Here is a 5,783-nt window from a genome sequence, read left to right as displayed (position 1 = left end):
GGACCGTCACCCGGTCCGGGCCCCCGCCCGCACGTGTCCGGCCGAGCGGTCAGAAGTCCTCGTCCAGGTCGACCGAGCCCTCGACCGCCACCTGATACGCCGACGGGCGACGCTCGAAGAAGTTCGTCAGCTCCTGGACGCCCTGGAGCTCCATGAAGGAGAACGGATTCTGCGAACCGTAGACCGGGGCGAAGCCCAGCCGGGTGAGCCGCTGGTCGGCCACGCACTCCAGGTACTCGCGCATCGACTCGGTGTTCATGCCCGGCAGGCCGTCACCGCACAGATCGCGGCCGAACTGCAGCTCCGCCTCGACGGCCTCCCGCAGCATGTCGGTGACCTGCTGCTGGAGTTCGTCGTCGAAGAGCTCCGGCTCCTCCTTGCGGACCGTGTCCACGACCTCGAAGGCGAAGTTCATGTGCATCGTCTCGTCGCGGAAGACCCAGTTCGTCCCGGTCGCCAGGCCGTGCAGCAGGCCCCGGGAGCGGAACCAGTACACGTACGCGAAGGCGCCGTAGAAGAACAGCCCCTCGATGCAGGCCGCGAAGCAGATCAGGTTCAGCAGGAAGCGGCGGCGGTCGGCCTTCGTCTCCAGCCGCTCGATCTTCTCCACCCCCCCTTCCCCATCGAGGGCGGCCATCCACTTGAAGCAGAACTGGGCCTTCTCGCGGATCGAGGGGATGTTCTCGACCGCGTCGAAGGCGGCGGCGCGGTCCTCCGGATTCGGGAGGTAGGTGTCCAGCAGCGTCAGATAGAACTGGACGTGCACGGCCTCCTCGAAGAGCTGCCGCGACAGGTACAGGCGCGCCTCGGGGGAGTTGATGTGCTTGTAGAGCGTCAGCACCAGGTTGTTCGCGACGATCGAGTCGCCGGTCGCGAAGAAGGCGACCAGACGGCCGATCAGATGCTGCTCACCGGGGGAGAGCTTGGCGAGGTCGGCGACGTCGGAGTGGAGGTCGACCTCCTCCACGGTCCACGTGTTCTTGATCGCGTCCCGGTAGCGCTCGTAGAAGTCCGGGTAACGCATGGGGCGGAGAGTCAGTTCGAAGCCCGGGTCGAGAAGATTCTTCTCGGCCTTGCTGTCGTTCGCGGTGGTCATTACTGGCAGGCCTCGCAGGACTCGGGGTTCTCAAGGGAGCAGGCGATCGCGTCGGCGTCGGGGGCCGCCTGCTGTACGGGGATGGGTGCGGCGGCGGCCGCGGTGCCGGACGCGGCGCGGGCGATCCGGGTCGCCGGGCGGGAGCGCAGGTAGTACGTCGTCTTCAGGCCCTGCTTCCAGGCGTACGCGTACATCGAGGAGAGCTTGCCGATGGTCGGCGTCTCCATGAAGAGGTTCAGCGACTGCGACTGGTCCAGGAACGGCGTGCGGGCGGCGGCCATGTCGATGAGGCCGCGCTGCGGGATCTCCCACGCCGTGCGGTACAGCTCGCGCACATCCGCCGGGATCCAGTTCAGGCCCTGCACCGAGCCGCTGGAGTCGCGCAGCGCCTCACGGGTCTGCGCGTCCCACACGCCCAGCTTCTTCAGGTCGTCCACCAGGTAGGAGTTGACCTGCAGGAACTCGCCGGACAGCGTCTCGCGCTTGAAGAGGTTGGAGACCTGCGGCTCGATGCACTCGTACACGCCCGCGATCGAGGCGATGGTCGCGGTCGGCGCGATGGCGAGGAGGAGCGAGTTGCGCATCCCGGTCGCGGCGATCCGGGCGCGCAGCGCCGCCCAGCGCTCGGGCCAGTTGAGCTCCACGGCAGCGCCGTAGTGATCGGGGTGCAGAACGCCGCGCGCCGCGCGGGTCTGCTCCCAGGCGGGCAGCGGGCCGCTGCGCTCGGCGAGGTCGCAGGACGCCTCGTACGCCGCCAGCATGATCCGCTCGGCGATCCGCGTCGAAAGGGCCCGGGCCTCGGCCGAGTCGAACGGCATCCGCAGCTTGAAGAAGACGTCCTGGAGACCCATCGCGCCCAGGCCCACCGGGCGCCACTTGGCGTTGGAGCGGCCGGCCTGCTCGGTCGGGTAGAAGTTGATGTCGACGACCCGGTCGAGGAAGGTCACGGCCGTACGGACGGTCTCGTCCAGCCGCTCCCAGGCGATCTCCGCGCCGTCGGCTCCCTCTTCGACGAAGGCGCCGAGGTTGACCGAACCGAGGTTGCAGACCGCCGTCTCGCCGTCGTTCGTGACCTCGATGATCTCGGTGCACAGGTTGGAGGAGTGGACGACCGTGCCGGGCTCGGCGGTCTGGTTCGCGGTCCGGTTCGAGGCGTCCTTGAACGTCATCCAGCCGTTGCCGGTCTGGGCGAGGGTGCGCATCATGCGGCCGTAGAGGTCACGGGCCGGGATCGTCTTGCGCGCGAGCCCGGCGGCCTCCGCCTTGCGGTAGGCGGCGTCGAAGTCGTCGCCCCAGAGGTCGACCAGTTCGGGCACGTCGGCCGGTGAGAACAGCGACCACTCGGCGTCCGCGTTCACCCGGCGCATGAACTCGTCGGGGATCCAGTGCGCCAGGTTGAGGTTGTGCGTACGGCGCGCCTCCTCGCCCGTGTTGTCGCGCAGCTCCAGGAACTCCTCGATGTCCGCGTGCCAGGTCTCCAGGTAGACGCAGGCCGCGCCCTTGCGGCGGCCGCCCTGGTTCACGGCGGCGACCGAGGAGTCCAGCGTCCGCAGGAACGGCACGATGCCGTTGGAGTGGCCGTTGGTGCCGCGGATCAGCGAACCGCGGGAGCGGATGCGGGAGTAGGAGAGGCCGATGCCGCCCGCGTGCTTCGACAGCCTCGCGACCTGGTGGTAGCGGTCGTAGATGGAGTCCAGCTCGTCCAGCGGGGAGTCCAGCAGATAGCAGGACGACATCTGGGGGTGGCGCGTGCCGGAGTTGAAGAGGGTGGGGGAGGACGGCAGGTAGTCCAGCCGGCTCATCATCCCGTACAGCGAGGCGACTTCGTCGAGGGCCCGGACCGAGTCGTCCTCCGCCAGGCCGGCGGCTACGCGCAGCATGAACTGCTGCGGCGTCTCGATGACCTTGCGGGTGATCGGGTGCCGGAGGAGATAGCGGCTGTAGAGGGTGCGCAGGCCGAAGTAGCCGAAGCGGTCGTCGCCGGCGGGGTCGATGAGCGTGTCGAGGCGCCCGGCGTGGGTCTGTACGAACGCGGCTGTGCGGTCCGCGATCAGGCCCTCGCGGTGGCCGACGGCGACCGAGCCGGAGAAGGCGGCCGCCCCCTGTGAGGCCGCCTCCTCCGCGATGGTGAGGGTGAGCAGCCGGGCCGCGAGCCGTGAGTAGGCCGGGTCCTCCGAGATCAGGCCGGCGGCCGCTTCGGTGGCCAGCTCGCGCAGTTCGGCCTCGTCCGAGCCCGCGTGACGGCCCCGGAGCGCGGCGGCGGCGACGCGGCCCGGGTCGGTGTCGGGGAGATCGGCGGTGAGGTCGGTAAGGGTCCGCAGCAGCGCGGTACCTGGCCCGTCGGTGAGCTTCGTTGAAGCAGGATCGGGCGGCGCGATGGTCACGGGGTGCTCTCCCTCGCTCGGCTGGGGGCCGGCGGGGCGCAGGGGCACGGGCGCACGCGTCTGAGAGCCGGTGCGCCGCGTCCACCGGCCTGTTCCGCGAGGCCCGGACGTGTCGGCACCCGGGCCGGACGGACCGGGTGCGTTGCCGACAGGTCCTCGGACTCGTGGGTATGCAAAGGAGCGAATGCAGACCAACTCACCGTTGCGGGACAGTTCCGGATTTCCACCGGATTCCCCTGCTGCGGCAACGGAGTCGAGCATACATGTAGGGGCGGGTCGATGCTGCGCCCCCCACATGTTGTGTCGCGGTGGCGTGGCTCACCCCTCAGAGCTCAAGTGCGTACGTCAGCAGGGGATTGCGGCCGGCCGCCGGTTTCCAGTCCCGCTCCGGGGTTCGTACGAAGCCCAGACGCTCATAGATGCGGTGGGCGCCACGCATCCGCTGCTGGGTCGACAGCACCAGCCGGCGGCACCCCTCGAGGGCCCGGGCCCGCTCGATGCACGCTTTGACGAGAGCCTCGCCCACACCACGCCCCCGGGCCTCGGCGGCGACGGCCAGCATCCGGAACTCGGCCTCGCCGTCCCCCGCGACATCGGCGTACGGCCTCCCGCCCGCCGTGAACGCCACGCCGCCGAGCGGGCGCCCCGAGCCGTCGACGGCGACCAGCACCTCGGACTGCGCGGCGCGTCCGGACACATCCCGCAGCACGGCGAGATAAGGATCCTGCTCCCCTAAGTCCAGCAGGCCGTCCCCGAGATACGCCTGTGCGGTGAGTTCGCCGAGGACGTCGTGCTCCTGCGGCTCCAGCGGTCTGATGATCACATCCATCCCGGCAGTCTGCCGCAGGCGGGCCAGGTGATTCCGCTTCCGCAGGTCACGGGTTTCCAGGGGCCGCCGGTGGTGCGGGGCCGGGGCGGAGGCCGCGCAGCGTCACCGGAACCGTGATCACGATTACCTTGAGTTCCCCGGAGCTTCCCATTCATTTTCCCTCCGTTCGGCCTTCACCTCGCCTTGCATACAGGCCCTACACAACCCGCGAGCGTCAGGTGCGCTCGGGGAGGGCTTTTCCGCCACACGTGCAGAGCACATGGACGGACGACGAGAGGGGGTGGTTTCGACGGTTCGGCCACGGTTCTTGTACGTGATGCGCGTATCGCCGCAGAGACCTGAGGAGGAGAAGCCGGTCGGGTGGCGGCTGATCGGGGCGAACAACCGCGAACTGGGACGCAGCGCCGAAGCGTTCGCCGGCCCGGAGGAATGCGCTGCCGCGATGATCGAACTGCGTGAGAAGGTCGCCGAGGCCCGTGTGCTGCTCTCCATGCCGGACACGGCGGGCAGCTGGACATGGCGCCTCGAGCTCGACGGGCGGGCCGTCGCGGTCGCGGGCAGGCCCTATCTGCGCCAGCGCGAGTGCCAGTACAACCTCAGCCAGTTCCTGGCGGCCGTTCCCGTGGCCCGGCTGGCCGAGGGGATGCCCAGCAGGCCCCGGCTGCGCGGAGTGCCGTTGCGCGGCGCCGCGGAACCGGCGTCCACATGTGCGGAGCAGGACGACGACGGCCACGGCTTCGCGTCCAACGCCCTTGCGCGCGCCGCCATCAGGGCCGGGGCGGGTGCCCGATGACGGTCGTCATGCCGGGGCTCACCGGCCCGTCCGAGCCCGCACCGGACCCCGCGGACGCGGCGGACACGCCCCGCGCCCTGCGCGGCGGGGGAGAGCTCGGGGACCGGCTGTTCCGGGGAGGTGCCCGCGGCAGCGGTGCCGTCGTGCTGGCCATCATGCTGCTGGTCGGCGTCTTCCTCACCTACCGCGCCAACCAGGCGCTCGGCGTCGCCGGATTCTCCCGTCTCCGTCAGCCCGGCGGCGCGCTCTCCGGCGGCCAGCAGCAGCGTCTGTGCATCGCGCGCTCCCTGGCCGTACGCCCCAAGGTGCTGCTGATGGACGAGCCCTGCTCGGCCCTGGACCCCACCTCCACGCGCCGTATCGAGGAGACCATCAGGGAACTGGCCCACGAGGTGACGATCGTGATCGTCACCCACAACATGCAGCAGGCGGCCCGCGTTTCCGACCAGTGCGCCTTCTTTCTCGCGGAGCAGGGCACCCCGGGCGCGATCGTCGAGCACGGTCCCACACCGGCGATGTTCTCGTCGCCTGCGGCCCCGCGGACGGCGGACTACGTCGAGGGCCGGTTCGGGTAGCCGGCGCATCACGCGCGGAGCGCGGCCGGTGGGGGACCGGGCCGCGCACGGACACGGACACGGGCCGCCACGGCAACGGGCCGCCGTCTCCTCACAGGAGGAGACC

General features: G+C 70.3%; 4 protein-coding genes, 1 pseudogene and 1 riboswitch. Of the genes and pseudogenes, 2 read left to right on the top strand and 3 right to left on the bottom strand.

Annotation, left to right across the window (positions count from 1 at the left end):
* Positions 1 to 49 precede the first annotated feature (49 nt).
* From ACWGI8_RS37930 to ACWGI8_RS37920, 3 genes are all read right to left on the bottom strand, one after another.
* A complete protein-coding gene (locus ACWGI8_RS37930; protein ID WP_453667986.1) occupies positions 50 to 1,096 on the bottom strand; it encodes a ribonucleotide-diphosphate reductase subunit beta in 1,047 nt (348 codons plus the stop codon).
* On the bottom strand, positions 1,096 to 3,480 hold the full coding sequence (locus tag ACWGI8_RS37925) for a ribonucleoside-diphosphate reductase subunit alpha (protein ID WP_453667985.1): 2,385 nt from the start codon (positions 3,478 to 3,480) through the stop codon (positions 1,096 to 1,098). Before ACWGI8_RS37925 ends, ACWGI8_RS37930 begins: the two co-directional genes overlap by 1 nt.
* 130 nt (positions 3,481 to 3,610) lie before the next feature.
* Positions 3,611 to 3,753: riboswitch (cobalamin riboswitch) on the bottom strand.
* A gap of 52 nt (positions 3,754 to 3,805) precedes the next feature.
* Entirely contained in the window at positions 3,806 to 4,309 is a 504-nt protein-coding gene (locus ACWGI8_RS37920) for a GNAT family N-acetyltransferase (RefSeq protein ID WP_453667984.1), read from the bottom strand.
* A gap of 313 nt (positions 4,310 to 4,622) precedes the next feature.
* On the opposite strand from ACWGI8_RS37920, the gene ACWGI8_RS37915 reads away from it, so the two are divergent.
* Positions 4,623 to 5,102, top strand: coding sequence for a hypothetical protein (locus tag ACWGI8_RS37915; protein ID WP_453667983.1), 480 nt, complete (start codon positions 4,623 to 4,625; stop codon positions 5,100 to 5,102).
* 221 nt (positions 5,103 to 5,323) lie between these two features.
* A pseudogene (locus ACWGI8_RS37910) lies at positions 5,324 to 5,677 on the top strand (phosphate ABC transporter ATP-binding protein); the annotation flags it as partial.
* Positions 5,678 to 5,783: the final 106 nt, after the last annotated feature.

It is taken from the genome of Streptomyces sp. NPDC054841, from assembly GCF_053611045.1.
Note: the sequence above shows the minus strand (reverse complement) of the source record. Positions and strands in the feature narration are given on the sequence as shown.